Here is a 26,191-nt window from a genome sequence, read left to right as displayed (position 1 = left end):
CCTCACGGGAGCGCCCCGGAGGCCGGCATGCCCGAGGGTGACTCCCTGGTCCGGGTGGCCAACCGGTTGCGCCCCGTGCTGGCCGGGCAGTCCCTGCTGCGCACCGACTTCCGGGTCCCCCAGCTGGCCACCGCCGACCTGTCCGGCAGCACGGTGGACGCGGTGTGGCCGCGGGCCAAGTACCTCGTGATCGAGACCGGTGAGCGCGCCGTGCTGTCCCACCTGAAGATGGAGGGGCACTGGGACGTGTACGCCCGCACCGGTCCCGACGGCGGCCCGGTCCGGCCCCGGTGGCGCTCCCCCGGCTGGCAGGCCCGGTGCGTCCTGGAGACGGCCGGGGACCAGGTCGTCGGGTTCCAGCTCGGGCTGCTGGAGGTGCTGCCGACGGCCTCCGTCGCCGAGCGGCTGGCCTTCCTGGGACCGGACCTGCTCGATCCGGCCTGGGAGGACCCCGCGGAGGCGTCCCGGTTGCTCCAGGAGTCGGTGGCGCGGCTGCAGGCGGACCCGCAGCGACCGATCGGGCTGGCCCTGCTGGACCAGCGCCTGGTCTCCGGGATCGGCAACATCTACCGCTGCGAGACCCTGCTGCTGGCCGGGCTCCACCCCCACCGGCCGGTGGGTGCCGTGCCGGACCTGCCCGGACTGGTGCTGCTGGCACGGGACCTGATGCGGGTCAACACCGGTCCCGGGCCGCGGGGCACCACCGGGGTCCTGCCCGACGGCGACGCCGCCTACGGCGTCCGGGTGCGGCCCGCCCCGGAGGTGCGCCGCGCGGGGGGCCGCCGGGACGCGGGCGGCGCGCGGTTCACGCCGGGCGGGGTTCCCGTGGACGGCGGTCCGCGCGGCCGCGCCGGATCGGCGGGCGCCGCGAACGCTGCCGGTGCTGCCGGTGCCGGGCTGCCCACCCGCCGGCAGCCGAACTACTGGGTCTACGGTCGGGAACGGAAGGGCTGCCTGCGCTGTGGCGGACCGGTCGTCGTCGAGCAGTTCGGGGACCTCGAGTCCGGGACCCCCGAGCGCGTGCTCTTCTGGTGCCCCCACTGCCAACGGTGACGGCCGGGCGGACGGGGCGGGGTCGGCTGACGGGGTGGTTGCGCACGGGTTATCGTGAGGGCCGGAACGAACGCCGGGGCCTGACACGGTGGTGAGCCTGCGGGCCGCCCACCTCAGGGCGTCCCGGGACCACCTACGGCGCCGGGAGCACGGACGCCGACGCGACAGGAGGAGCCATGGCCGACCCCTTCCCCGACGACCCCGCCCGCCGGACAGTGGCACTGGTGCTGGCCGGCGGCCGCGGATCACGGCTCTCGCCGCTGACCGATGCGCGGTCCAAGCCCGCCGTCCCCGTCGCCGGGCAGTACCGGCTGATCGACGTGGTGCTGTCCAACCTGACCCACTCGGGGCTCCGGGACGTGTGGGTGGCCGAGCAGTACCGTCCCTTCACCCTGAACCAGCACCTGGCCGGGGGCAGGCCCTGGGACCTGGACGGAACCCGCCACGGCCTGCGGATCCTGCCCCCCGCGGAGGGTCGCATCGAGGAGGGGTTCTCCGCCGGCAACGGCCACGCCCTGTTCCAGCAGCTGTCCCTGCTGGAGGCCTTCGGCGCGGAGACCGTCGTGGTGCTCAGCGCCGACCACCTCTACCAGTTCGACCTCGGTCCGGCCCTGGAACAGCACCGCGAACGCGGCTCGGACCTGACGGTCGTGACCACCGAGACCGACGAGGACCCGTCCCGGTTCGGCGTGGTGCAGGTGGCCCGCGACGGCACGGTCACCGACTACGACTACAAGCCCGAGGACCCGGCCGGGAACCTGGTGGCGGCCGAGATCTTCCTCTTCGACGTCGCCGCCCTGGCCCGGGCCACCCGCCGCCTCACCGCGGAACGAGACGATCCGGAGGGCACCTCCCTGGGTGACTACGGGGAGACGATCCTGCCGCACTTCGTCCAGGAGTGCCGCGTCCACGAGTACCGGCTCGAGGGGTACTGGAGGGACATCGGGACCATCGACGCCTACTTCAAGGCCCACATGGAGCTGCTGGAGCAGCGGGGCCTGCAGTTGAGCAGGCCCGGTTGGCCGTTGATCACCAACGCCGAGTCCACGCCCCCGGCCTGGATCGACACGAGGGCCACCGTCTCGACCTCGCTCATCTCCGCCGGCGCCCGGATCCACGGCGAGGTCGAGCACAGCGTCATCGGGCCCGGCGTGGTCGTGGAGGCCGGGGCCAGGGTGTCCCGGTCGGTCCTGCTGGGCCAGGCGACCGTGCCGGCCGGCGCGGTGCTGGAATCGGTGATCGCCGACGTCGGCGCCGAGATCCCGGCCGGCCGGTCGGGCCGCACCCGGCCCGGCCCCGGCAACATCACCGTCCTGGTGCCGGCCGACCGCGGCCCGGACAGCGACGACGAGACCACCGGCCACTGACCCGGACCGCCGGGCCGGACAGGTCAGGTGCGGGATCCGTCGCCGTCCGGGGACGTCCCCGGCGCCGGATCCCGCACCTGGTGCACGGGTGGTGCGGGCCCGCGGTGGAGCGGGCCCGCACCGGCCTCACCGCACGTCGGCGGTCTGGGCCTCCTCCGCGTCCTCGAGGGTCACGCCGGCCTGGCGCAGCCCGCGCTCGACGGCATCCACCAGGTAGGGCCGCAGTCCGCCGGCCGGCACGATGACATCCACCGAGCCCACCTCGCGGGCCCGCTCGATGCTGTGCTTGCGGTCGAACTCGGAGCCCACCTCGCTGAGCTTCTCCGAACGCACCTCGGCGCGCAGCTCGGTCAGCTGGACGAGCATCCGGGCACGGTCGGTGTCATCCGCGGCCTCCACGGCGGCGATCAGCTCCTGGACCCGCGGATCCGCAGCCACCCGGGCGTTGACGTCCTTGGTGAACACCACCGCGGCGGCCGAGGACCCGCCGAGCACCGAGGCGTAGGCGCCCTCGACGGCGGCGACCTCCATGGTCTCGTTCAGCGTGCCCGAGAAGACCACGAAGGCACCACCGTGGTACCGCGTGAGCACGCAGAACACGATCGGGCCGTCGAAGTTCACGATCGCCCGGCCGATCTCGGCGCCGTACTCCAGCTGCCAGGTCCGCATCGACTCCGGGGAGCCGTCGAAGCCGGACAGGTTGGCCAGGACCACCAGCGGCCGGTTGCCGCTGGCCGCGTTGATCGCCCGCGCCGTCTTCTTGGACGAGCGCGGGAACAGGGTGCCCGCGGTCCACTGGTCCGGACCGTCGGTCGGGTACTGGCCCGTGCGCTGCACCGCCCGGGACTCGATGCCCACGAGGCACACCGGGTGACCGCCCAGGTGCGCGTCGAAGACCACGGAGGTGTCGGCGTCGGCCATGTCCGCCCAGCGCTCGAGCACCTTGTGGTCCTGGTCCGCGACCGCCCGCATCACCGTGCGGATGTCGTAGGGCTTCTTCCGGTCCGGGTTCGCCTCGGCCGAGAAGATGTCCCCGACCGTGGTGAAGTCGCTGGACGGGTGGGTGTGCGGATAGGTCCGCACGTCCCGGTCCACCGGGTCCGACGTGAGGGCCGGGCGCGGGAAGCGCTCCCCCGGGGCGACGTAGGCGTGGTCGTAGTGCGCGAACAGCACGTCCACCGCCGAGGCCAGGTCCGGGGCCCAGTACTGCGCCTGGCCGTTCGGGCCCATGACGCGGTCGTAGCCGCCGATGCCGAAGTTGTCCTCGGCGGAGACACCGCCCGCGTAGTCGAGGGAGTGCTTGCCGGTGAGCACCATGGCGCTGTCCGGGGTCATCACGAGGATGCCCTTGGTGTGCATGAGCATGGTCGCCTCGGCGTTCCAGTACGGCTGCGCGCCCACGTTGATCCCGGCCACGACGATGTTCACCTCGCCGCCGCCCTGCGTGAAGGTCACGATCCGGCGCAGCGCGCGGGACACCCAGTCCATGTTCTCGGTGCCGCGCTCCATGGAGATCTCGGCACCGGCGGACAGCGCGAACCACTCGACCGGGATGCCCTTCTCCTCGGCGAGGTCGATCGCGGCCACCACCCGGGCGCACTCCGGCTCGGCCAGCGAGCCCAGCGCCTTGGTCGGGTCCCCGAACAGCACCACGCGGCTCATGCCCTCGGGGTACCGCTTGGTCGGCGTGGTGACCACGCCGGCCACGATGCCCGCCGTGTTCTTCCCGTACGGACGGTCCACGGGGACCATCCGGCCGGCCTCGTCCAGGTCGTGTTCGCTGAACGAGCCCGTCTCGCCGGTGAGCATCGGGATGATCTCGTACGGGTACACGTTCCCGCGGGACCGTGCCCGGTGGACCTTCTGCGTGTAGGCGTCCATCGGCGGCAGCGGTTCCGTGTCCGGCTCCGTCACCCGGATGCTGACGCCTCCGGCCTCGAAGACGTAGCGCAGGGCCTGCTCGTGCGGCTCCGCGCCCGGCCGGTCCTGCATGCGGAAGACCAGGGTGATCTCCTCGAGGCCCACGCCCAGGGTCAGCGGACGGAGGTTGCGGGCCACCACGGCCGCGATCTCCTCGATGCGGTGGTCGAACACCGGCCAGGCGTACAGCACCACCCGGTTCGCGAACAACCGGCGCTTGGTGCCGCGCCGGGCCTGCGCGCGGCGGATGCCGGCCAGGCAGGCGGCGATGGTGCGCTCGGCCACCGGCAGTCCGGTGACGTTGCCCTCCGCGTCCAGGTCCGGGGTGACGTCGCGGATCTCGGCGAGCGCCACGATGCGCTCGTCGGCCGGGTTCTCCTTGGCCTCGAGGTGGAAGAGGAAGGTGTCCGGTTCGGCCGGCAGGCGCGTCCCGTTGAACTCCTTCAGTCGCCACAGTTCCACGCGCTGCCCCGTGAGCGGGTGCATGTCCCGCGTGACCCGCTCCTCCTGCAGCTGCCCGCCCGAGGGGCGGAAGGTGAACTGCCGGTGGGACGAGCCCGCGGGGCCGAAGGCGGCGACGCTGACGCGCCGGGCCGTGGCAGTCCAGCCGGTCGCCGAGAGCGCCTCACGCAGCGCGTCGGACATCTCGTCCGGGTCCTCGGGACGGCCGTCCCAGGACAGGTAGAGGTCCAGGACGATCTCGCCGTCGAGTCCGCCGGCGATCGGCTCCAGGGCCGAGAGGGTCTCCCGGAGCCCCTCGAAGGACCCCACGGCGGAGACCAGCGCCAGCCGGGTCCCGCGCAGGTCGAAGGTCCCGGTGATCACGGGGCGCCCCGCCGCCGTGACCGACTGCACGTCGGTCAGGGTGCGGATCTTGTAGAACCGGCGCGTGATGGCCTCGAGCAGTTCGGCCTCTCCGGTCCGGTTGCCGCGCACCGACTCCCCGACCAGGCTCAGGATCGGCTCCGGTCCGGCGACGATCTCGTCGATCCGCGCCTGGCGGTCACCGGCCTCCGGGTGCGCCGCGAGGTAGGAGACGCTGCCCCGCACCCGGTCGAAGACCTGTTCACGGGCGGCCCGGATGCGCGGCTCCTCGAAGAGGCGGTACCGGAGGTTGCGGGCCACGTCGCCGATGACCGGGAACCTGGCCTGGGTCGCCACGACGAGCCGGTCCAGCACCTCCTCCACGCCCCCGATCGTCCGGCCGATCGGCTGGCGTTCCTCCAGCCAGCGCTCGAGCAGCCCCAGGACGACGGGCACTTGGTGGTCGATGCGCTGCTGGGCCAGGAACAGGCGGAAGACCGCCTGCTCCAGCTCCGGCGTGCGGTCCAGGCTCATGACGTCGTAGTGCCGCAGGGCACGGGAGAGCCGGTCCTGGAAGGACGTCGGCAGGCCCTCGACCTCGGCGTCCAGGGAGTGCAGGTAGGTGTGGAAGTGCTCCCGCGGGCTGTGCACGCGGGTGTCCAGTTCGTCCTCCCGCAGTGCCGGCCGGTTGCGGGCGAGTTCGCACAGGTCCGCGAACGTCGTCAGCAGGTCGAGCTCGGCCTGGACCAGCCCGGCATCGTCCAGGGATGCGCGCTGCACGACCTCGTCGTAGTCGGCCAGCAGGTCCTTGCCCCGGGTCTCGCTCACGTCGAAGCCGGTGAGGAGGGCCCGCAGGCCGTGCAGGTGGGCCAGGGCCTCGCTCCGCGAGTTCTCGCCCGTGGTGATGTCCCCGGCGGTGAACTCGACCCGCGGGGCGTCGTCCGCGACGGCCTGGTCGTCCGCGGACTCGAGCCGGACCAGGGAGGCACCGGCGTCGACCTGGGTGTTGACCGCCGCCAGCACCTCCTTGACGCGGCCGGCCTGCGGGGCGCGCACGGAGGTCTCCATCTTCATCGCCTCGAGCACGACGAGCACGTCCCCGGCCTCGACCTCGTCCCCGACGCTGACCGGCACGGACATGACGACCGCCGGGGAGGGGGTGCGGACCAGTCCGGCCTCGTCACGCGAGATCCGGTGGGAGACGCCGTCGACCTCGATGAGGTGGCCGCCGGTGCCCTCCACGGCGACGACCATGGAGGTCCCCTTGCCGGTGACGACCCGGCGCTCGTACTCACCCAGTCGCTCGACGTCGACCTGGGTCTCCCCGTGGTCGCCGATCACCCGGTACCGGTGCGGCCCGGTCTTCTTGACCGTGAAGGCGTAGGGCTGGCCCTGGTAGGCGAGCTCGACCGGGCGGCCGACGGTGTGGTCGGCGCGCGGACGGCCACCGTAGGCGGCGGCGAGGAAGCGCTGGCGCTCCAGGGACTCCTCCGCCTCATACACCTCCGCGGCGGCCGTCAGCAGCGCGATGTCGGCCTTCTCGGACAGGGACGTGCCGGTGCCCGCGCCGGTGCGGTCCAGCCAGCCGGTGTCCGCCGAGGCCGTGATGACCTCCTCGCGGTCCAGCAGGTCCAGCAGGAAGGACTTCGTGGTGGTGCCGCCCTCGATGACCACCGTGGTCTCCCGCAGTGCGGTGCGCAACCGTGCCAGCGCGGAGTCGCGATCCGGGCCCCAGGCGATGATCTTGGCGACCATGGAGTCGAAGTCCGGCGGGATGACGTCGCCCTGGCCGATGCCGGTGTCCACGCGGATGCCCGGTCCCAGCGGCAGGTCGAGCAGCTTCACGGTGCCGGGTGCGGCGGCGAACTCGTTGTCCGCGTCCTCGGCGTTCAGCCGGGCCTCGACCGCGTGGCCGTTCTCGGCCGGCATCTCGCCCTCGAGCGGCTGGCCGGCCGCGACCTGCAGCTGCAGGCGGACCAGGTCCAGTCCCGTGGTCTCCTCGGTGATCGGGTGCTCCACCTGGAGCCGGGTGTTGACCTCGAGGAAGGTGAACAGCTGCTGTTCGGGCTGGTAGAGGTACTCCACGGTTCCGGCACCGAGGTACCCGGCGGCCCGGACCAGGTCGGCGGAGACCTGGCGCAGGTGATCGGACTGCTCCCGGCTCAGCAGCGGCGAGCTGGACTCCTCGATGACCTTCTGGTTGCGGCGCTGGATGGAGCAGTCGCGCACGCCCGGGGCCCACACGTTGCCGTGGGCGTCCGCCATGACCTGCACCTCGACGTGACGGGCGTGGGTGACCAGCCGCTCCATGAACACCACCGGGTCACCGAAGGACCGCAGCGCCTCGCCCTGGGTGCGCTCGAAGGCGGTCTCGAGCTCGTCCTCGGCGTACACCTTGCGGATGCCGCGGCCGCCGCCCCCGCTGCGGGCCTTGATGATCAGCGGGTAGCCGATGTTCTGCGCGTGCCGGCGGGCGTCGGCCATGCTCTCCACGGGCCCACCGCTCCATGGGGCCACCGGGACGCCGACCTTCTCGGCCAGCAGCTTCGCGGTCACCTTGTCGCCCAGCCGGCGCATGGCCTCGGCCGAGGGACCGATCAGGGTGATGCCCAGCTTGTCGCACAGCTCGGCGAACGTCGGGTCCTCCGCCACGAAGCCCCAGCCCACCCAGGCGGCGTCCGCCCGGGACTCGACCAGCGCACGCTCCAGCTCGGCGTAGTCCAGGTAGGGGCTGCCGGTCCCCGTCTTGCGCAGGGCCACCGCCTCGTCGGCCTGGCGGACGAACATGGCCCGCCGCTCGGCCTCCGTGTACATGGCCACGGTGCGGATGCCGTGGCCGAACTGGGCGTTCACCTCCTTCACGGCCCGGATGAGCCGCACCGCGGCCTCACCGCGGTTCACTACTGCGATACGTTCGAACATTCCTGACGTCACCGTCTTTCCGTCACGGGGCTGGGGGGAGTTGTCGGGGTCCACGTGCTCAGTTGAAGGCAACGGCCACGTCCTCGACGGAGGACCCGTGCTCGAACACGTGGGTGTCGGCGGCGGCGGCCGGGGCGGCCATCACGGCGGGGTCGACCCGCATGATCGCGTAGCCGGCCACCGATCCGGCGCCGAAGCCCGGCGCGAAGATCCGGGTGGGCCGGTCGATCACGCCGTCGCGGACCGCGTCGAAGATTGCCAGGGGAATGGACGCGGAGGAGGTGTTCCCCACCCGGTCGATGTTGAAGAACAGCTGCTCGGGAGTCAGGCCGGACTTCGTGGCCAGGTCGATGACCATGGACTTGTTGGCCTGGTGGGGCACGATCAGCTCGACGCTGTCCAGCAGGGAGGAGGCCCGCCCGTCGGGATCCGGCAGCTCGGAGATCTCGCCCAGCATCTGGGCGAGGTACCGCCCGGCCAGGTCCTTCACCTCGGGCCCGTAGACGGTGAGGTTGTTGTCGAACTCCGGGTTGGGCCAGATGATCGAGTTCACCTGGCTCACCGGGCCGGACGCGTAGGTGTTGAGGTACTCCAGGTCCGGGGTCTCGCCCTCGGGCGCGACGCCGATGAGCAGGGCCGCGGCGCCGTCGCCGAAGATCATCCGCGAGGGCCGGACGTTGCCGATCTTGTCCGAGAACTTCTCGGCGCAGACCACCAGCACCGGGCGCTCGACGTCCTGCAGGATGCGCGTGGCCTCGGCGAGCGCGTACGGCAGCCCCGCGCAGGCCGCGATGAGGTCGTAGGAGGCGTTGGTCTGGTGGATCCCCAGCTCGCCGGAGACGTAGGTGGCGATCGAGGGCATCAACCGGTCGTTGGTGCACGTGGCCACGATCACCGCCCCGACCTCCTCGGGCCCCACGCCGGCGTGGTCCAGCGCGGACCGGGCGGCGTTCAGGGCCAGGTCCTCCACCTGGGAGAAGGTGTAGAGGCGCTCGCGGATCCCGGTCTTGTCGACGATCTGCTCGGCGGTCATCGGGGACCAGTTGTAGGCGGAGTTGCGGATCAGGTCGTCGTTGGTGCAGATCTCCTCGCCCCCGGCCACCGCCAGGGAGAGGATCCGGGGCTGCACGGTCAGGTCCCGCACCACGATGGGCTTGTACGGGCGGACGGGGGCCTTGGCCTCGACGGCCGGGGCCCCGGCGCGACGGCGTCCGCTGTGGCCGGCGGTGGCGCGGCGGATGAAGCGCTGGACGTCGCGGCTCTTGGGGCGGTAGACGATCACGTAGTCCTCGTCCCGCAGCTCCCGGGCCTCGACCAGCTCGGTCTTCGACCGGTCCCAGGGGAACTGGTTGTGCAGCACCATCGACCAGCGGCGCAGGGCCTCCAGCTGGGGGACGTCCTCGTGGACGTCCAGGATCTCCTCGTCCCGGAACACGGGGTAGTTGGGGTCGTAGTCGGTGATGCGTGCCACCAGCTGGGACGGGTCGGCCAGGATCTGCCCGACCGTCGGCTTGATCGCGGACAGCTCGGTGGCGTGGAACTTCCGGTGCGCGAACACGTCGAAGAGCGTCTCGAAGACCTCGTCCTCGATCGTCGCGTCCCACCGCGCGTCCAGGGTGGGGTAGACCTCGCGCACGGCCTCGACCTTCCGGCTGCCGTCCTCCCACGGGGTCAGCGCGGGGATGTAGACGTCCTCGCGGTTGCGCGGCACGTCCTTCCACCGGGTCACGTGCTTGTCGTACATCGTCATCGCGTACCGGTTCGTCCAGAACAGGTTCATGGCGATGTCGCGCAGCAGGTCGGAGCGCCGGGCGTACTTGCCCTGCTCGATCCGCTGCAGGATCTCCGTGCCGCTCGGTGCCTTGGACTCGAAGTCCCGCTGGATGACCTCCTCGAGCGTGTCCAGGCTGTCCAGTGCCGTCACATCCAGCTCCGGGATGAAATTGGAGGGGAAGACGAGCCTCCCGTGGCTGTTCTTCATGACGGACTGCAACATCGTGATCTCCTACTGTCTGGACCCATCGGCCTGGTGCGCCGCGGCGGTCTTCTCGCCCCTCCGGGGGTCAGCTACCCCTTCAGTCTCATGGTGATGTGGGTCTCCACGGGAAATGTGAACTGTCATGGCCCTAAATCCGCCCGGAGGGTGAACTCTTGCCCGTTTTAAGTGTTACCGGAAGGTTTATTCAGGTTACTAATTAGTAAATTCGAACTTACTGCTTAGTAGGAGAGCGTAATTGATCTCGTGCAGGTCTGGAAGACTAGAGCCGTGTCCGTTCCCCCTCCCCTGCCCGTGCGCGACGGCGTCAACGCCACCCGCCTCCGGCTCCCCCCTCGGGCTGGGACAGCGTGCTGGACTACGTGCTGCACCGGTGGGGCCATGTCGACCCCGACGGCATCGTGGAGCGGTTCCGCACCGGCGAGGTCCGCGCCGCCGACGGCACCGTGGTCACCGAGGACACCCCGCTGGGGGTGCACGAGTCCGTCTGGTACTACCGGTCCGTGCCCCACGAGGAACCCATCCCCTATGAGGTGACGGTCCTCCACCAGGACGAGCACCTGCTGGTGGCGGACAAGCCGCACTTCCTGCCCACGACCCCGGGCGGCCGCTTCGTGCAGGAGTCCGCCCTGGTCCGGCTGCGCAACCGGCTGGGACTGGACCACCTCGTGCCGATGCACCGCCTGGACCGGGCGACGGCCGGCGTCGTGCTGTTCTCCACCCACCCGGACACCCGCGGCGCCTACCAGGTGCTCTTCGAGCGCCGGCAGGTCTGGAAGGTCTACGAGGCCGTGGCCGCCCTACCGGCCGGGACACGGCCCGAGACGCTGTCCGCCCGGTTCCCGCTGACCTACCGGAACCGGATGGACAAGGTCAAGGGCGTGCTCACCGCCCGGACCCTGGACTACGGTCCGCTGCATTCCGGGCACTCACCCGGCGCCCCGGCCCGGAAGGGCCGGCGGACCAACCGGCCCACCATCGGCGCCAACGCCGAGACCCGCATCGAGCTGCTGGGCACCGGGGTGTCCACGGGCGCCTGGGCGGGAACCGCGGTCGCGCACCTGCGGTTGTTCCCGAGGACGGGACGCACCCACCAGCTGCGCGTACACCTGGCGGCACTGGGCCTGGGCATCCTGAACGACCCGTTCTACCCGCGACTGCTGGACGCCGCCCCGGACGACTACGACCGGCCCCTGCAGCTGCTGGCCCACACCATCGGCTTCACCGATCCGCTGACGGGCGAGCAGCGGCAGTTCAGCTCCGGGCTGCGGCTGCGGGAACGACCCGTGGCATGACCGGGCTCGACGCGGCCTGGATCGAGTCCCTCGGCTGGTGGTTCCACCCGCTGACCGCGCTGCTGGTGGCCCTGGACGCGCCGGTGCCCCCCGTGCCGAGCGAGCTGTTCGTCATCGGCTCCGGGGCCATGGCGCAGCTCGGGACCGTGGGTCTCGCCCCCTCCCTGCTCGCCGCCTGGCTGGGCTGCTGGGCCGGGGACGTGGGGCTCTACGCCCTGTTCCGGTACCGGCTCACCGGCCTGCTGGACCGGGCCACGTGGGGCCAGCGCATCCACCGGGGCATCCTGCGGCTGCTGGACCGGGCCGGCCCGGCCCCCAGCTACGCCACGCTGTTCGTGCTGCGGTTCGTCTCCGGCGGGCGGACCGCCTCGATGGCGACCGCGGGGATCGCGTCCCTGCCCTGGAGGCCCTTCCTGGTGCTGTCCGGCGGTGGAGCCCTGGTCTGGACCGTCTACATGGTGGGCCTGGGCTGGGTCACCGGGAGCGCGACTGGCCTTCCGACATGGGCGAGCGCGGTGGTGGGCATGGTGTTGGGTACCCTTCTAGGGTTGGTCATTGCGGGGGTGATCGCCGTCCGGCGGCGCTCCAGGGAGGGGTGAATGGTGGACGAGACGTCCTCTTCCTCGGCCGCGCTGCACCGGATGAAGGCTGCAGCGGACAGGTCCACCGGCCCGGTGTCGCCCGGCCCGGTCTCCGGGTCGCGCCCGGAGGAACACGCCGACGGACCCTCGTCCGGCCGCCCGTCCGACGGTCCGTCCGGGGAGCGTCTCGGCCGCCAGGACGACCCCCCGGCCGGCCGTGGGGTCGAGGCCGTCGACCGCGGTGACCGCGGGACGCCCGGGGAGCGCGGGCCGGAGGGTGTCACGGCCGCCCAGGCGCGGTTGCGCCACGCCAACCTGCGCGAACCCGTCAATCCCGTGGAGGCCCTCAACGAGTGGCTGGACGGGCTCGGGGAACCGGACTGGGACAAGGTCTCCCAGGCGATCTACGAGTCCCCCGCCCATGCCAAGGCGGCCTACGAACAGGCCAAGGTCCGCCTGGCCGAGGAACGCGAACGCCGCGCGGAGGAGCGCCGGCAGGCCGAGATCGCCCGCCGCGAGGCCGCCGAGCGTGCGGAGGCCGAGCGCCTGGAGGCCGAACGCCTCGCCGAGGAGGAACGGCTGGAGGCCGAACGTCTCGCCGCCGAGCGGGCCGAGGCCGAGCGCCTGGCCGCCTATCGCCGCGCGCAGGAGCAGGCCCGCCTGGAGGCCCAGCGCCGCGCCGAGGAGGAGGCCCGGCTCGAGGCCGAGCGCCGGCTGGAGGCCCAGCGCGCCGAGGAGGAGGCCCTCCGCCTGGAGATGGAACGCCAGGAGCAGGAGGAGTGGCTCCGGCGCCAGCGCGAGCGGGAGACCTGGGCGTTGCAGGCTGCTGCCCGCGAGGCGGACGGCACCGACTGGGTCCCCCGGCGGAGCGCCGCCCCCTGCTCGAGGAGCGGGGCGAGGACCTCACCGACGCCGAGCTGCTGGAGCGCGCCCGGATCTTCCTGCCGGAGTGGCGGCACCGGTACCGCATCCTGGAGAAGGCCCAGGCCATCGAGGCCGCCACGCTGGGTCCCCGGTCCGCACCGGCGGCCTACGCGTCCCCGGAGGCCTATGGGGACGACGAGGACTTCTGGGATCACGTGGGGGAGCCCGAGGTCGTCCGGTACATCCCGCCCTACAACCTGCCTTCCCGCGATCCGGACCCCCTGCCGGGGTTCCCGGACCTGCTGCGCCAGGTCACCGTGACGATCGCCTGGCTGCTGTTCGTGGCCGGCGGGATCTACGGGCTCGGCTTCCTCGGCGAGGACCCCACCGGACCCTGGCTCCACGACCTGCACGGCGGCCGCTTTGCCGGCGGGTACTCGATGCTGTCCATGGCCTCGTGGGCCATGCTGGTCTGGCCCCTGCTGTGGCTCGCCCTGGGCGTGTACACCGTCCACCAGTGGATGCCGTCCCAGGCCGCCGCCGCGCGCCAGCGGGCCACCGGGTGGCGCGTGTCCGGGGCCATGGTGGCGGCCGTGGCGTGGTTCGTGATCGCCCGCAGCGGGGTCATGCTCGGGGCCGAGCTCGTCGTCTGGCTGGCCCTGACGTCCCTGCTGGTGGGCTCCATCCACCAGCTGAACCTCTACACCGCCCGCACCCGGGTGGAACGGGCCATCACCGACGGGATGATCGGCCTGTTCACCGGCTGGGCGGTCATCTACGCGGCCACGAACACCTCCATCTGGCTGCAGTCCCTGGGCCTGAACCTGCTGTGGATCCCGGGCGCGGTGTGGGCGGTGCTCACGATCGTCGTCGTGGTCTGGGGTACGGCCATGATGGCCATGACCGAGCGCGGACGCATCACCATCGCCCTGGGACTGACCTGGGGGCTGGTGGCCATCCTGGTACCCCGGCTGGTCGGATCCATGCACTCCGTATGGGTCGCGATCGTCGCCGCGATGGGCCTGTTCGTGGTGCTGCTGGCCACCGAGAACCGGCGCTACCGGATCAACCACGCCGAGCACCGGGCGACGCTGGGCCACGCGGTCGACGACGTCTGACCGGCTCGGGACGAGCCGCGCCGGGCCCGGACCGGCCCGGCCCGGCGTTCATCGTCCCGGGCCGACCGGCTCCCACCGGCCGCGGGCGCGGCGCAGGACCTCGAGCCGCCCGGTGGTGGCCACCTCCATCACCGCCATCCGCATCTGCGCCGCGGCACTGAGGGCCGCGCGGTTCTCCCCGTCCCAGGTGGACTCCGGCACCGTGAACCGCAGGACGATCCGCGGCACCCGTGCCACCACCTCCAGGTCCTTGGCCTCCACCGTGTACACGGACGCCAGGGCGGCCTCCGCGGTGGCCATGACCTCCTCGGGTGCGTGGCCGGGCAGCAGGTCGCCGATCTGCAGGCGGGCACGGAACGAGGGCATGGGAGCCATTCTAGGAAGCGCCGGCCGGGGGACCGACGGAATACGGCCGGGCCACCGCGTGGTTGTGCCCAGCATGAGCCTTCTCTTCGAACCCGCCACCGTGGCCGGCCAGACCCTCCGCAACCGCCTGATCCTGCCCCCGATGTGCCAGTACATCGTGGGCACGAAGGACGGCGTGCCCGGCCCCTGGCAGATGGTCCACCTGGGCGCGCGGGCGGCCGGTGGCTTCGGCATGGTCGTGGCCGAGGCCACCGCCGTCGTCCCCGAGGGGCGGATCTCCGACCAGGACACCGGGCTGTGGAACGACGCCCAACGCGACGCCTGGGCGCCGATCACCGACTTCATCCGCTCCCAGGGCGCCGTGCCCGGGATCCAGCTGGCCCACGCCGGGTCCAAGGCCTCCACCTGGCCGGCCCGTCCCGGCTTCGACCAGGGCCCCATCCCGCTGGAGGAGGGCGGCTGGGAGACGGTCTCGCCGTCCGGCATCCCCGCCGTCTCCGCGACCGCGCCCACCCGCGAGATGACCGAGGCGGAGATCGAGGAGGTCATCGCGGCCTTCGTCGCCGCGGCACGGCGCGCGGATGCCGCCGGCTTCGACGCGGTGGTGGTCCACGGCGCGCACGGTTACCTGCTGCACCAGTTCCTGTCGCCCGTCACCAACCACCGCACCGACCAGTGGGGCGGTTCCTTCGAGAACCGCACGCGCCTGGTGCGCCGCGTGGTCGCCGGCATCCGCGAGGTCTGGCCCGAGGACAAGGTCCTGGGCCTGCGGCTCTCGGGGTCCGACTGGGTGGAGAGCAGCTGGGCCGCGGAGGACACCGTGCGCCTGGTGCGCACGCTCGTGGCCGACGGGCTGGACTGGGTCGACCTGTCCTCCGGTGGCATCGGGGACACCTACCTCGGCCCGAAGGGCCCGGGTTACCAGGTGCCGCTCGCCGAGGCCGTGAAGCGTGGCACCGAGGACCTCGACCTGGCACCCGGGCGCGGCCTCGCGGTGGACGGGCCCGACGGCGGCGCCCGCCGGCTGTTCGTCTCCACGGTCGGCTCCATCACCTCCGACGAGACGGCCGAGGCCGTCCTGGTCAACGACCGCGCGGACGCCGTCGGCATCGGCCGCGCCGCCCTGGTGCGCCCGAACTGGCCCGCCGAGGCGGCCCTGTCCCTGGGGGACGACCGCTTCCGCCAGTTCGTCGCCGCGCCCTACCACGGCGGCAAGTGGGGACGGCCCTGAACCGGCGGCTACCCTGACTCAGGTGCTGCCCTTCCTGCTGATCCAGACCCGCGCGGACGACGCCGTCGCCGCCGACGAGGTCCGCTCCACCACCGTCCTAGGCGGTTTCGGCCCCGGCGAGCTGGTCACGCTGCGGTTGGACCGGGTCGTCGCGGCCGCGGGGCCGTCCTCGGGCGGGACGGCCGACCTGGACTGGGCGCAGCTGGTGCCCCGGCACTCCGGGGTGATCGTGGGCGGCAGTCCCTTCACCTCCTCGGACCCGGACGAGTTCAAGTCCGACCTGCAGATCGTGGTGGAGGCCGAGCTGCGCCGGCTGCTGGACGTCGTCCTCGAGCGGGACGTGCCCTTCCTGGGTGCCTGCTACGGGGTCGGCACCCTCGGGCTGCACCAGGGCGCCACGGTGGACGGGACCTTCGGGGAGCCGGCCGGGGCCGTCGTCGTGCGCCTGACCGAGGCGGGGAGTGCGGACCCGTTGCTGGCGGGCGTGGACCCGGAGTTCGAGGCCTTCGTGGGGCACAAGGAGGCCATCCGCACCCTGCCGGAGCACGCCGTGGTGCTGGTGGCCGGGGACGCCTGCCCGGTGCAGATGTTCCGGATCGGCCGGCACCAGTACGCCACCCAGTTCCACCCGGAGCTGGACCTGGAGGGACTGCTGTACCGGCTGGAGACCTACGCGGACAACGGCTACTACGACCCGGCCGAGGCCGAGGAGCTGTTCGCCCGGGTACGGGCCGCCACCGTGACCGAACCGCGCAAGGTGCTGGAGAACTTCCGGGCGCGGTACGCGCGGCGGGGCTGAGACCCGTTTGGCCCCTCCCCGGTCAGGCGGCGTGACCGGCGCCCCGGACTCGGGTAGAACTGAGGCATGAGTGTTCGCACCCCCGACCCGAATCCCGGGTGGCTGTCGGAAGAGGATCTCTACGAGGCCCGCCGCCGCCTGCCCATGGTCTACGTGGAGGCCCTGCCCGTCCGCCTGGATGCCCTGGGGTACGTGTCGGAGATCGGCCTGCTGTACCTGGCCGACGGCGGCGGGCACCTGCGCCGCACCTTCGTGTCCGGACGCGTGATGTACCGCGAGACCGTCCGGGCCGCGCTGATGCGTCACCTGGAGAAGGACCTGGGCCCGCTGGCGCTGCCCCAGCTGCCGCCGTCGATCACCCCCTTCACGGTGGCCGAGTACTTCCCCTCCCCGTCCGAGACGGGCCTGACGGACGACCGCCAGCACGTGGTGTCCCTGGCCTACCTCGTCCCGGTCACCGGTGAGTGCCAGCCCCGCGGCGACGCCCTCGAGCTGACCTGGCTGACCCCCGAGGAGGCGCTGAGCGACGCGATCCAGGCCGAGTTCATCGGCGGCCGTGGCAACCTGGTGCGCCAGGCACTGGCCCACGTGGGCTGGGGGCGCTGACCCATGTCCGCACCGAACACGGCCGGCCCGGGCGCCGGCTCCGCCGCCTCGCCCGCCTCCGCCGCGCCCTCCCCCGCGCGCCCCGTCTCCTCCCCGCCGTCCCGGCACGACATCGGCGGGGACTACCTGCGCTCCGTCAAGGCCCAGCAGGTCCAGCCCGGCGACCGGTTCCTGACCCGCAGGGGTGAGCCCTCCGCCCCCGTGACGCAGACCCGCATCACCCGGGACGACTTCGGCACCCCCGCCCTCGTCATCGCCACCCTGGCGGACGAGCGGCAGGTCCGGATCGCCTTCGGCTCCACCATCAGGGTGCGCACCCACCGGCCCGCCCCGGCACTGGACACCGCGGCGGACCTGGCCCCCGTCCAAGAGGGGTCCCCGGAGTCCGTCGTGGTCGAGATCGCCCAGCGCCACCCCGACGACCAGCGCCTGCTGGCCCTGGCCGCCAAGCTCTCGCGCGGGATCAACATGCGCTCGGGTGCCCAGCTCGAGGACATCGACACCATGGCCCGTTACCTCTTCGTGGACCTGGACGACTCCGACGGCGCGCTGCAGGCGACCACGCTACTGACCTCGCTGCCCTTCGACGGGGCGATGGGACGGTGGAAGTCGATCGAGTCGGCCCTGGCGCTGGCCGCGAACATCCACCATCACCGCGGCGAGCGGGCCGAGGCCGAGGCGACCGGGGCGCGGCTGCGCGAGCCCGACGAGGCCGAGCCGGACCCCATCCGCGCCCAGCGGCAGGCGGAGTTCCGCCAGCGCCAGCTCAACGAGCCGAACCTCTACGACCGGGAGATCCTGCGCGCAGAGAGCGCCGGGGACCTCGCGGCGGAGCGCGGGTGGCGCGAGTCCCGCCTCTCCACGCTGTTCTACCTGCGGGCCCGCGGTGGCTCCAAGACCTACACCGGCGAGGAGCTGGACCGCCTGGTCCGGCTCGAGGTCCAGGCCCTCCGGGAGCTCGCGGACCGGCAGGCGGCGGCCGGCCCCGAGGCCTGACTCAGTCGCGGGCCTCGGTGGCCGGGTCGGCGTCGCGCCGGACCCACTTGCGCCAGGCCCAGGGGTAGAGCACGCAGGCCACGCCGACGGCCGCGCCGATGACGGTCTCGATGAACCGGTCCCTCAGCAGTGCGGGGCCGTCGACCGGTGACCCGGTGCCCACCGTGACCAGGACGGTGGACAGCAGCGCGAGCGGGGTGACCACCACCTGGGCCAGCACGTACTGACGGGCGATGTAGAGCTCGGCCAGGGTCTGGAAGAGGGCGATGATGAGGATCATCAGCCAGGGTTCGGGCCGGAGCCAGAGGATCCCGGCCATCAGGATCAGCCCGAGGAAGGTGCCGATGACCCGCTGCAGGCCGCGGTTGACGCGGTACCGGGTGGAGTGCCCGGCCAGCGGGACGACGGCGGCGACCATGGCCCAGTAGTTGTGCTCGATGCCCAGGGCGGGCCCCAGCGCCGTGGCCAGGGAACCCGCCGTCCCGGCGGCGATCGCGTACCACAGGGCCTCGAGCCAGATGATCCGGTGCTCGTCCGAGGTGGACCGGTCGCGGGGGGTCCAGGTGATCGGCTGCCGGCGGGACGGCAGGACGCGCGAGCCCAGGCCCACCACCACGGCCCACGCCACCACGGCCGCCGCGGTCAGCATCGCCTCGCCGAGCGGGGGCTGGTAGGGCACCGAGGCCACGGCGGCGAAGGCGAAGATGTGGAACAGCGAGCCCGCCGGGCGCAGCCTCCAGTACCCGGCGACCACCGTGCAGAGGCCGGCCACCACGGTGGTCAGGCCGACCAGCGCCCAGGGGCTCTCGGACTCGGAGACGCCGCTGCGTCCGGCCAGGGTGGCCGCCAGGATGACCGCGACCATCAACAGCCCGGCGCGCATCTGCATGTGCAACCGGACCCCGTGCGTGGTGTTGCGGCCGTAGATGCCGGTGAACGCCCCGAAGGAGGCGAAGATCGCCAGGTCGATCCGGTCCATCAGCAGCAGCGCCAGCAGCGGGACCAGCACCGTGATGCCGCAGCGGATCCCGACCTCGTGGTCCTTGTTCGCCGGCGCGATGGTGAACAGCGACGGGACCGGGTTGAGGTCCGACATCCGCATGCACGCCTCCCCTCTCCCGTGGTGGTCCCGATGCCTCCTGACTGATACATACCATGGAGGACGTGCCTGAAACCGTTGACTCCCGCCCTGAAGTGACCCACCAGACCCGTGACCGTGAGGCCGGTGACATGCCGGCCCCGGCCTCGCCGCGGGACGCCGGCTTCGTCGTCGGGAGCCGGCTGACCGGTCCGGACGGGGCCGCGATGGCCGGGCGCACCGGGACCATCACCACCCCGCACGGGCTGATCCAGACCCCCGCGTTCATCCCCGTGGCCACGCAGGCCACCGTCAAGGCCGTCCTGCCGGAGGCGATGGGCGAGATCGGCGCCCAGGCGCTGCTGGCCAACGCCTACCACCTGTACCTGCAGCCCGGCCCGGACATCCTCGACGAGGCCGGGGGCCTGGGGGCGTTCATGAACTGGTCCGGGCCCACCTTCACGGACTCCGGCGGCTTCCAGGTGATGAGCCTGGGCTCGGGGTTCAAGAAGGTGATCGACATGAAGGGTCCGGCCGCACCGTCCGGGCAGGGGGCGGACGACGCCGTGGCCCCCGGCAAGGAGCGGCTGGCCAACGTGGACGAGGACGGGGTCTGGTTCAAGTCCCACCTGAACGGGGACCGGCACCGGTTCACCCCCGAGGTCTCGGTGGGCATCCAGCACCAGCTGGGCGCGGACATCATGTTCGCCTTCGACGAGCTGACCACGCTGCACAACTCGCGCGGTTACCAGGAGGAGGCGCTGGAGCGCACCCGCCGCTGGGCCCAGCGTTGCCTGGACGAGCACGCCCGCCTGACCGGCGAGCGCGCGGCGAAGCCCTACCAGGCCCTGTTCGGGGTCATCCAGGGCGCCCAGTACGAGGACCTGCGGCGCAAGGCCTGCCGGGACCTGGCCGCCATGACCACGGAGTTCCCCGACGACGGCGGGGTCACCTCCCACGGCTTCGACGGCTACGGGATCGGCGGGGCGCTGGAGAAGGAGAACCTCGGCACGATCGTGGGCTGGTGCGTGGAGGAGCTGCCCGAGGACAAGCCGCGGCACCTGCTGGGGATCTCCGAGCCGGACGACCTGTTCACGGCGGTGGAGAACGGGGCGGACACCTTCGACTGCGTCTCCCCCACCCGAGTGGCCCGCACCGGCGCGTTCTACACCGCCGAGGGCCGCTTCAACCTGCCCGGCGCGCGCTACAAGCGGGACTTCTCCCCCCTGGAGGAGGGCTGCGACTGCTACACCTGCGCGCACTACACCCGGGCCTACATCCACCACCTGATCAAGGCCAAGGAGATGGTGTCCCACACGCTGATCTCCCTCCACAACGAGCGGTTCACCGTCCGCCTCGTGGACCGGATGCGCGCCGCCATCCAGGACGGGACGTTCTGGGACCTGAAGGACGAGGTGCTCGGACGGTACTACGCCTCGTCCCGGCGGGCCCCCTCCGCGCGGTGACACGTTCCCGCGCCCACCGGGTCCGGGGGCGCGGGAACGTGTCACCGGGGTGGCCGCGGAACAGCCCTAGCGGGACGCCGCGTGCGTGGACAGCTGCTCGAGGGACTCCAGCAGCTCCCGGGTGTACGGGTGCCGCGGGGCACCGAAGACCTCGTCGGCCGGTCCGTGTTCCACCGCCTCGCCGTCCTTCATCACCAGGATCTCGTCGCTCATGTGGTGGATGACGCCCAGGTCGTGGGAGATGAACAGGTAGGTGGTGCCGAGGCTCTCCTGCAGTTCGGTGAGCAGGTCCAGCACCTGGGCCTGGACGGAGACGTCCAGGGCGGAGACGGCCTCGTCCAGCACCACGACCCGCGGTTCCGGTGCCAGCGCCCGGGCGATGGCCAGCCGCTGCCGCTGGCCGCCGGACAACCGCAGCGGGTGCTTGGCGAGGTGCTCGGGGGCCAGGCCCACCAGTCGCGCCCAGTGGTCGGCCCGCTCGGCCAGCTCCGCCCGGTGGGCCCGCCGTGCCCGGCCCGAGGCGAACGGCCCGGGGGCCGAGCCGGCGTCGAGGGCGTCGGTGAGGATCCGCCGGCCGGTCCAGCGCGGGTCGAAGGAGCTCAGCGGGTCCTGGTAGACCACGGTGACCTCCCGCCGCCGCGGCCGGCGCCCCGCGACGGACAGCTCGCTCCACGGCGCCCCCTCCAGCAGCACGGTGCCGGCGTCCGGGGTCACGAAGCCCAGGGCCATGGAGGCCGTGGTGGACTTGCCGGACCCGGACTCCCCCACGATGCCCAGGGTCTGCCCGGCCCGCACGTCGAAGGAGACGTCCCGGACCACGGCCCGGTCCCGCCCGTCCGGCCCCCGGTAGGACTTGGTCAGCCCGCGTGCGGTGAGCACGGCGGGAGGCTCCGCCTCGGCCTGCCGCGTGCGGGCCGGCACGGTCCTCCCGGGCCGCTCCCGGGCCCGATCGGCGGCCCGGGCCCGGCCGGCCTCGGTGAGGTACTCGCCCTTGGTGTGGCCGGAGGGTACGGCGTCGAGCAGCTGGCGGGTGTAGGGGTGCTGCGGGTCCGCCAGCACCTCCGCCGCCGTGCCCGACTCGACGATCCGGCCGCCCTGCATGACGAGCACCCGGTCGGCCAGCCGGCCCACCACGGAGAAGTCGTGGCTGATCAGCAGGATCGCGGTGCCCTGGTCCTTGCGCTGGGCCAGCACGTCGAGCACCTGGGCCTGGACGGTGACGTCGAGGGCGGTGGTGGGCTCGTCGGCCACCACGAGCGCGGGATGGTTGGCGATGGCCGAGGCGATCAGTGCCCGCTGGCGCAGGCCCCCGGAGAGCTGGTCGGGACGCTGACCGGCCCGCAGCCGCGGCTCCGGCACGCCGACCTCGGCCAGCAGCCGCTCCACCCGGGTGGCACGCTCGGCGCGGCCCCGGACCCCGTGCAGGCGCAGGGACTCCCCGATCTCGGCGCCCACCGTGCGCAGCGGGTCCAGGGAGACCAGCGCGTCCTGGAGGATGAAGCCCACGTCCCGGCCGCGGATGGACTTCCAGTCCCCGTCCCGCAGCGTGAGCACGTCCCGGCCGAAGAGGGTGGCCGTGGCGGCCTCCACGTGGGCGTTCGGGCCGGTCAGGCCGATCAGCGTGCGGGCGGTCACCGACTTGCCGGACCCGGACTCGCCGATGACCGCCACGCACTCGCCGGGACGGATGTCCACGGAGAGGTCGTGGACCACGTGGCGGCGACGGCCGAGGGCGTCGGTGAACCAGACGTTGAGGTCCTCCAGGACGGCCAGGGCACCGGTGCCGTCGGGGGTTCCGCCGGCGGTGGGGGGTCCTGAGGTGGCGGGGGCTCCCGGACCGGTGGTGGACCGGACGGATCCGGCGGGTGCCAGGGCGGGGATGACGGTGTCGATCAGGGCGTTCATGAGCGGTCTCCTTCGAGGGTGGACTCCACGTGGCGGCCCAGGACGGTGGCGGTCAGGGCGGTGGCCAGCACGGCCAGGCCCGGGATGATCTCCAGCCACCAGGCGGCGGTGATGTAGGGGCGCCCGGCTTCCAGCAGGGCCCCCCACTCCGGCGACGGCGGGGCCACGCCGAAACCGAGGAACGCCAGGCCGGAGGCCCAGACGATGGACTGGCCGATGCCCAGGGTCAGTACCGCCAGCAGCGGGCGCAGCGCGTTGGGCAGCACGTGCCGGGTGAGGATCCTCGCCGGGTGGTGGCCCAGAGCGCGGGCGGCCTGGACGTAGCCGGAGCGGCGCACGGACATCACCTGGGCGCGGACCATCCGGGCGTAACCGGGGGCGATGCCCAGGCCGACGGCCAGGATGAGGGTCTGCACGGACGGCCCGTAGACGGCGATGAACACCATGGCCAGCAGCAGGATCGGGAAGGCGAACAGCACCTCGATGCCGCGGCCGATGATCGCGTCCGCCCAGCGGCCGCCCAGCGCGGCCCAGGACCCGAGGACCACGGCCAGCCCCACTCCCACGCCGGTGGCACCCAGGCCGATCAGCAGGGAGGACCCGGTGCCGTGGACGATCCGTGAGTAGAGGTCCCGGCCGGACTGGTCCGTGCCGAACCAGTGGTCTACGCCCGGCGGGGCCAGCGGGGCGTCCAGGTCGATGGCCCGGGGGTCCGCGGTGGCCAGCAGCCCGGGGGCGAACGAGGCGATCACCAGCAGCACCGCGAACGCGCCGGCGACCCAGACGGTGACCGGCACGGGCCGCCGGGACACGGAGGTGCGGGCGGTGCGGTCCGCGGTGCCGTGACCAGGGGTGGGCGACGCCGGGCCGGCGGGGACGGACACCCGGCCGGCGGGTGCGGGGGTCAGGGGCGTGGTGCTCATGCTGCCTCCTTCAGGCGGGGGTCGACGAGGATGTAGGCGGTGTCCACCACGAGGTTGGTGATCACGTAGATCACGGCCACGAGCATCACCACTCCGCACACCACCGGGAGGTCGCGGCCGTTGACCGCCGTGACGAGGACCCGGCCGAGACCGGGGCGGGCGAAGACGTTCTCGGCGATCACGGCCGCCGAGAACTGGGCCCCGACCGCCCACCCGGTCAGGCTCAGGCCCGGCAGCAGGGAGTGGCGCAGCACGTGGCGCAGTCGCACGCCGCCGTCGGACATGCCCCGGGCGCGGGCGGTGAGGACGAAGGGGGCGTCCAGGGTGCGTTCGAACTCGGTGCGCATCACCTGGGCGAGGAAGCCGGCCAGCGGGATGCCGAGCGTCAGGGCCGGCAACACCAGGCCGGCCGCGCCACTGCCCGAGACCACCGGGAAGATCCCGAGCCACAGGGCGAAGACCACCAGCAGGATGATGCCGAGCCAGTACTGCGGCAGCGCTGCCGCCGCGGACTCCAGGCCGGAGAAGATCCTCGAGACCCAGGGGGTGCGCCGGGCGGTGAGCACCAGGAGCACCACGGCGAGCGCCCAGGCGATGGCCAGGGCCGTGAAGGTCAGCACCACGGTGGGCGCGATCTGGTCGCCGATCACGGTGGTGACGGGCTGGTAGAGGGTGTAGGAGATCCCCAGGTCGCCGCGCAGCAGGCCGCCCAGGAAGTCCAGGTACTGCACGATCAGCGGCTCGTCGAACCCGAACGCCTCGTTGACCGGCGCGAGCTCCTCCGGGGTACGCTCCTGGACCTGGCCGGTCTGCTGGTTCAGCAACAGGGTGGCGCGGTCACCGGGCAGCAGGGCCTGGATGAGGAACGTCAGAGTGGCCGCCGCCCACACGACGAACACGGCCCCGAGGGCCTTGTGGCCGACGACGAGGGCCACCGCGGCCGGTGACGGCCGGTTGCCGCGGGGCGGGCGGTCCCGTGCTGCCGCGGGGTGCGATACGGAGGCTGATGCCGGGTGCACCGGCGGTGGGGTGGAGGGCGACGGGCCGGGGTGTCTGGTGCTCAGGGACATGGGTCAGTCCTCGCTCTCGGCCGGGGCGTCCGCACTGTCTGCGGTGTCCGGGGTGTCTGCGGTGTCCGGGGTGAGGGTGCCGGAGGCGTCCCGGGCATCCTGGGAGGTGAAGTGGGCGTCGTGGAACACCGGGCCGCCCTGGGCAGGGTCGAGCCAGAGACCCGTGACGTCCCCGCCCACGGCCAGCGTGTTGGTCTGGGTGTACAGGCCGATCGCCGGCGCCAGCTCGCTGAGTTCGTGCTGGGCCTGGGAGAACCGCTCCGTGACCTCCTCGGGCGTGGGGGCCTGCAGCGCGGACTGGATGGTCTCGAACACCCGGGCCTGGTCCAGGAACGTGGTGTTGGCCCCGTTCGGCGCCTCTTCGGTGGAGGGGCGGTAGTTGATGTTCAGGATCCCGGCGTGCGGGCTCGTCCAGTACCCCACCTGGGCGTCGTAGCTCTCCGGGGTGGAGAACGCGCCCCCGAAGAACTCGGATGGCGTGCCCGGGCGCAGCACCAGGTCGAAGCCGGCGGCCCGCGCCTGCTCCTGGAAGTTCTGGATCACGGTGTTGCCGTCCGGGGTGATGATGCTGTTCAGGCCGTAGACCACGAGTGCCTGCAGGCGCCGGCCGTCCTTCGTCCGGGTGCCGTCGGGGTCCCGGCCGGTCCAGCCGGCCCGGTCCAGCAGCTCGTTGGCCCGATGCAGGTCGAACGGGTACTCGGCGGCGGCCTCCTCGTCGTAGTCCGGGGTGGTCTGGGAGAGGTAGCCGCTGGGCTCGAACGGGACGGTGCCGAGGAAGGCCGAGGCCACGTTGGCCTCCCGGTCCGTGGCGAGGCTCAGGGCCTGGCGGACCTGCTGGTCCGTGAAGATGCCCCGCTGCGTGTTCAGGCTCATCACCACGGGCCGGCCCGGGGTGATGTACTGCGTGAAGTCGTAGTCCTGGCGGGCCTGGGCGATGTTCACGGCCGGCACCTCGCCGATCGCGTCCATCTCCCCGGACAGCAGCGAACCGTACCGGGAGGTGTTGTCCGGGACGATGTTCCACCGGATGCCCGCCACGTGAGCGGGGCCCTGGTGCCGGGCGTTCTGCGGCGCCCAGTCGTAGTCGTCGTTGCGCTCGAACTCGATGTACTCCCCGCGCTTCCAGTCCTTGACGGTGAACGGCCCGGAGCCGATGGGCTCGGTGCAGTTCTCCTCGTCGGTGCGGGTCTGCAGGGCCGTGGGCGACTGCAGGCCGAAGTAGGACTGGGAGATGGTCGACAGGAACGGGGAGAACGGGGCGGACAGGTGGATCCGGACGGTGTGCTCGTCCAGCACCTCGGAGTGGTCGTAGAACCCGCCGAGGTGGGCTGCGGCGGTGCCGTTGCCGCCGTCCAGCCAGTAGTCGAAGTTGTAGGCCACGGCCTCGGCGTCCAGGGCGGTGCCGTCCGTGAAGGTCACGTCCTCGCGCAGCCGCAGCGTCCAGGCCCGGCCGTCCTCCGACACCTCCCAGCCGGTGGCGATCCAGGGGACCACCGAGCCGTCCTCGGTGTGGGACACCAGGTTGTCCAGGACCTGGCGGGCGGTGAAGTTCTCCTGGATCCAGCCGCCGAAGATGCAGTTGGGCTCCTGGAGGTGGCCGTACTCGATCACGCCGCCTTGGACCGGCCCGGCACCGGCGGCGCCGGTCAGCGCCGCCTGCTCCGGGTCGGCGTCGGGACCGGTGCCGGGGCCTGCGGCGCAGGCGCTCAGGACCAGCGTGGTCGCGGTCAGGACGGCGAGCCCGGTGGTCCGGGGCCCGGGGAGTCGGGGGGTGCGGGGCGTCGTCCGGAGTCCGGGCGCGCTCGGGGAAGGTGGGGTGCTCATGGGGTTC

19 protein-coding genes are annotated in these 26,191 nt (G+C 72.6%); 11 read left to right on the top strand and 8 right to left on the bottom strand.

Annotation, left to right across the window (positions count from 1 at the left end; genetic code table 11):
- Positions 1 to 27: 27 nt before the first annotated feature.
- The gene (locus tag CITRI_RS0105565) at positions 28 to 1,053 is read left to right on the top strand and encodes a DNA-formamidopyrimidine glycosylase family protein (protein ID WP_010143678.1); all 1,026 of its coding nucleotides are present in this window, start codon (positions 28 to 30) and stop codon (positions 1,051 to 1,053) included.
- A gap of 176 nt (positions 1,054 to 1,229) precedes the next feature.
- Positions 1,230 to 2,420 carry a glucose-1-phosphate adenylyltransferase family protein gene (locus CITRI_RS0105560; RefSeq protein ID WP_010143677.1) on the top strand — a complete coding sequence of 397 codons (1,191 nt, stop codon included), beginning with the start codon at positions 1,230 to 1,232 and terminating at the stop codon, positions 2,418 to 2,420.
- A gap of 126 nt (positions 2,421 to 2,546) precedes the next feature.
- Here the strand turns inward: CITRI_RS0105560 and CITRI_RS16465 are convergent, their stop codons facing one another.
- Both CITRI_RS16465 and CITRI_RS0105550 read right to left on the bottom strand, forming a co-directional pair.
- Positions 2,547 to 8,066, bottom strand: a complete 5,520-nt coding sequence (locus CITRI_RS16465; protein ID WP_040385769.1) for a carboxyl transferase domain-containing protein — start codon at positions 8,064 to 8,066, stop codon at positions 2,547 to 2,549.
- 58 nt (positions 8,067 to 8,124) lie between these two features.
- Entirely contained in the window at positions 8,125 to 10,062 is a 1,938-nt protein-coding gene (locus CITRI_RS0105550) for a ketoacyl-ACP synthase III (protein WP_010143675.1), read from the bottom strand.
- Between the two features lie 350 nt (positions 10,063 to 10,412).
- Here CITRI_RS0105550 and CITRI_RS16460 point away from each other — a divergent pair, with 350 nt between their 5' ends.
- From CITRI_RS16460 to CITRI_RS0105530, 4 genes are read left to right on the top strand one after another with little or no spacing between them, the layout of a single operon-like run.
- Positions 10,413 to 11,357 (top strand): pseudouridine synthase, encoded by a 945-nt coding sequence (locus CITRI_RS16460; RefSeq protein WP_010143674.1) that lies wholly within the window; start codon positions 10,413 to 10,415, stop codon positions 11,355 to 11,357.
- Positions 11,354 to 11,956, top strand: coding sequence for a DedA family protein (locus tag CITRI_RS0105540; protein WP_010143673.1), 603 nt, complete (start codon positions 11,354 to 11,356; stop codon positions 11,954 to 11,956). The genes CITRI_RS16460 and CITRI_RS0105540 overlap by 4 nt, the downstream gene beginning before the upstream one ends.
- A 3-nt stretch (positions 11,957 to 11,959) precedes the next feature.
- Positions 11,960 to 13,123: a hypothetical protein gene (locus tag CITRI_RS18355; protein ID WP_141565966.1), complete on the top strand. Its 1,164-nt coding sequence runs from the start codon at positions 11,960 to 11,962 to the stop codon at positions 13,121 to 13,123.
- Positions 13,120 to 13,920, top strand: coding sequence for a hypothetical protein (locus CITRI_RS0105530; protein WP_157998904.1), 801 nt, complete (start codon positions 13,120 to 13,122; stop codon positions 13,918 to 13,920). Before CITRI_RS18355 ends, CITRI_RS0105530 begins: the two co-directional genes overlap by 4 nt.
- Before the next feature lie 48 nt (positions 13,921 to 13,968).
- On the opposite strand, the gene CITRI_RS0105525 is transcribed toward CITRI_RS0105530, so the two are convergent.
- A complete protein-coding gene (locus CITRI_RS0105525) occupies positions 13,969 to 14,286 on the bottom strand; it encodes a hypothetical protein (protein ID WP_010143669.1) in 318 nt (105 codons plus the stop codon).
- A 73-nt stretch (positions 14,287 to 14,359) separates the two neighbouring features.
- Here CITRI_RS0105525 and CITRI_RS0105520 point away from each other — a divergent pair, with 73 nt between their 5' ends.
- The 4 genes from CITRI_RS0105520 (at position 14,360) to CITRI_RS0105505 (ending at position 17,918) form a co-directional block, all read left to right on the top strand.
- On the top strand, positions 14,360 to 15,517 hold the full coding sequence (locus tag CITRI_RS0105520) for an NADH:flavin oxidoreductase/NADH oxidase (protein WP_010143668.1): 1,158 nt from the start codon (positions 14,360 to 14,362) through the stop codon (positions 15,515 to 15,517).
- Positions 15,518 to 15,539: 22 nt separating this feature from the next.
- Complete coding sequence (locus CITRI_RS0105515) at positions 15,540 to 16,316, top strand: glutamine amidotransferase (RefSeq protein WP_010143667.1); 777 nt, start codon at positions 15,540 to 15,542, stop codon at positions 16,314 to 16,316.
- 66 nt (positions 16,317 to 16,382) lie between these two features.
- A complete protein-coding gene (locus CITRI_RS0105510; RefSeq protein WP_010143666.1) occupies positions 16,383 to 16,922 on the top strand; it encodes an NUDIX hydrolase family protein in 540 nt (179 codons plus the stop codon).
- A 3-nt stretch (positions 16,923 to 16,925) separates the two neighbouring features.
- Entirely contained in the window at positions 16,926 to 17,918 is a 993-nt protein-coding gene (locus tag CITRI_RS0105505; protein ID WP_010143665.1) for a DUF6707 family protein, read from the top strand.
- Between the two features lies 1 nt (position 17,919).
- On the opposite strand, the gene CITRI_RS0105500 is transcribed toward CITRI_RS0105505, so the two are convergent.
- On the bottom strand, positions 17,920 to 19,020 hold the full coding sequence (locus CITRI_RS0105500) for an FUSC family protein (RefSeq protein ID WP_010143664.1): 1,101 nt from the start codon (positions 19,018 to 19,020) through the stop codon (positions 17,920 to 17,922).
- A gap of 128 nt (positions 19,021 to 19,148) precedes the next feature.
- Between CITRI_RS0105500 and tgt the strand changes: the two genes are divergently transcribed.
- On the top strand, positions 19,149 to 20,462 hold the full coding sequence (tgt, locus tag CITRI_RS0105495) for a tRNA guanosine(34) transglycosylase Tgt (RefSeq protein WP_040385785.1): 1,314 nt from the start codon (positions 19,149 to 19,151) through the stop codon (positions 20,460 to 20,462).
- Positions 20,463 to 20,528: 66 nt separating this feature from the next.
- Here tgt and CITRI_RS0105490 read toward each other — a convergent pair whose 3' ends face one another.
- From CITRI_RS0105490 to CITRI_RS16450, 4 genes are read right to left on the bottom strand one after another with little or no spacing between them, the layout of a single operon-like run.
- Positions 20,529 to 22,367, bottom strand: coding sequence for an ABC transporter ATP-binding protein (locus CITRI_RS0105490; protein ID WP_010143662.1), 1,839 nt, complete (start codon positions 22,365 to 22,367; stop codon positions 20,529 to 20,531).
- Positions 22,364 to 23,290 carry an ABC transporter permease gene (locus CITRI_RS0105485; RefSeq protein ID WP_010143661.1) on the bottom strand — a complete coding sequence of 309 codons (927 nt, stop codon included), beginning with the start codon at positions 23,288 to 23,290 and terminating at the stop codon, positions 22,364 to 22,366. The genes CITRI_RS0105490 and CITRI_RS0105485 overlap by 4 nt, the downstream gene beginning before the upstream one ends.
- Entirely contained in the window at positions 23,287 to 24,360 is a 1,074-nt protein-coding gene (locus tag CITRI_RS0105480; protein ID WP_083843321.1) for an ABC transporter permease, read from the bottom strand. The genes CITRI_RS0105485 and CITRI_RS0105480 overlap by 4 nt, the downstream gene beginning before the upstream one ends.
- A 3-nt stretch (positions 24,361 to 24,363) precedes the next feature.
- Positions 24,364 to 26,184, bottom strand: coding sequence for an ABC transporter substrate-binding protein (locus tag CITRI_RS16450; protein WP_010143659.1), 1,821 nt, complete (start codon positions 26,182 to 26,184; stop codon positions 24,364 to 24,366).
- Between the last annotated feature and the right edge of the window lie 7 nt (positions 26,185 to 26,191).

This window comes from Citricoccus sp. CH26A, assembly GCF_000224415.1.
In the GTDB taxonomy this organism is placed as follows: Bacteria; Actinomycetota; Actinomycetes; order Actinomycetales; family Micrococcaceae; genus Citricoccus.
The sequence above is the reverse complement of the archived record's forward strand: the minus strand, read 5'-3'. Positions and strand labels throughout refer to the sequence as shown.